Annotated in this window: 1 rRNA gene (cut by a window edge); it reads left to right on the top strand. The window is 58.4% G+C overall.

Annotated elements, in window-relative coordinates:
• Window positions 1–1,822 (top strand): 23S ribosomal RNA (locus tag ACFY2X_RS47110) (it extends 1,370 nt beyond the left edge of the window).
• Window positions 1,823–1,831: the final 9 nt, after the last annotated feature.

The raw sequence follows: 1,831 nt of genomic DNA, 5'->3' as shown, positions 1-1,831 counted from the left end.
TGATGGGTAGGGGAGCGTCGTGCGGCCGGCGAAGCGGCGGAGTGATCCAGTCGTGGAGGCCGTGCGAGTGAGAATGCAGGCATGAGTAGCGAATCAGAAGTGAGAAACTTCTGCGCCGGATGACCAAGGGTTCCTGGGGCAGGCTAATCCGCCCAGGGTAAGTCGGGACCTAAGGCGAGGCCGACAGGCGTAGTCGATGGACAACGGGTTGATATTCCCGTACCCGCTACGATGCGCCCATATCGAATCCAGTGATACTAAGGGTCCTTAACCCCTCCGAGCCTTCGGGCTTGGGGTGAGGGTGAACGCCTGGCCTGATCTGGTAGTAGGTAAGCGATGGGGTGACGCAGGAAGGTAGCCCAGCCCAGGCGATGGTTGTCCTGGGGTAAGCGTGTAGGGAGAGAGGTAGGCAAATCCGCCTCTCATGGATCCTGAGACGTGATGCCGAGCCGATTGTGGCGAAGTGGGTGATCCTATGCTGCCGAGAAAAGCCTCTAGTGAGTGTCGTGGCGGCCCGTACCCGAAACCGACTCAGGTGGTCAGGTAGAGAATACTAAGGCGATCGGGTGAACTGTGGTTAAGGAACTCGGCAAATTGCCCCCGTAACTTCGGGAGAAGGGGGGCCTCCGCTGGTGATACGCCTTTGCGTGTGGAGCTGGTGGGGGTCGCAGAGGCCAGGGGGAAGCGACTGTTTACTAAAAACACAGGTCCGTGCGAAGTCGTAAGACGATGTATACGGACTGACGCCTGCCCGGTGCTGGAACGTTAAGGGGACCGGTTAGCCGCACTTGTGTGGCGACGCTGAGAACTTAAGCGCCAGTAAACGGCGGTGGTAACTATAACCATCCTAAGGTAGCGAAATTCCTTGTCGGGTAAGTTCCGACCTGCACGAATGGCGTAACGACTTCCCCGCTGTCTCAACCGCAGACCCGGCGAAATTGCACTACGAGTAAAGATGCTCGTTACGCGCAGCAGGACGGAAAGACCCCGGGACCTTCACTACAGCTTGACATTGGCGTTTGGAACGGTTTGTGTAGGATAGGTGGGAGACTGGGAAGCTCGGACGCTAGTTCGGGTGGAGTCATTGGTGAAATACCACTCTGGTCGTTTTGGACGTCTAACCTGGGTCCGTGATCCGGATCAGGGACAGTGTCTGGTGGGTAGTTTAACTGGGGCGGTTGCCTCCTAAAGGGTAACGGAGGCGCCCAAAGGTTCCCTCAGCCTGGTTGGTAATCAGGTGTCGAGTGTAAGTGCACAAGGGAGCTTGACTGTGAGACCGACGGGTCGAGCAGGAGCGAAAGCTGGGACTAGTGATCCGGCGGTGGCTTGTGGAAGCGCCGTCGCTCAACGGCTAAAAGGTACCCCGGGGATAACAGGCTGATCTTCCCCAAGAGTCCATATCGACGGGATGGTTTGGCACCTCGATGTCGGCTCGTCGCATCCTGGGGCTGGAGTAGGTCCCAAGGGTTGGGCTGTTCGCCCATTAAAGCGGTACGCGAGCTGGGTTTAGAACGTCGCGAGACAGTTCGGTCCCTATCCGCTGCGCGCGCAGGAGACTTGAAAGGGGCTGTCCCTAGTACGAGAGGACCGGGACGGACGAACCTCTGGTGTGCCAGTTGTTCCGCCAGGAGCACGGCTGGTTGGCTACGTTCGGAAGGGATAACCGCTGAAAGCATCTAAGCGGGAAGCTCGCCTTGAGATGAGGTCTCCCACCCCGTTGAGGGGGTAAGGCTCCCGGTAGACGACCGGGTTGATAGGCCGGAGGTGGAAGCGCGGTAACGTGTGGAGCTGACCGGTACTAATAGGCCGAGGACTTGACCACAAAGCAACT

The sequence above is a fragment of the Streptosporangium sp. NPDC000396 genome (assembly GCF_042898655.1).
Classification (GTDB): domain Bacteria; phylum Actinomycetota; class Actinomycetes; order Streptosporangiales; family Streptosporangiaceae; genus Streptosporangium.
Note: the sequence above shows the minus strand (reverse complement) of the source record. Positions and strands in the feature narration are given on the sequence as shown.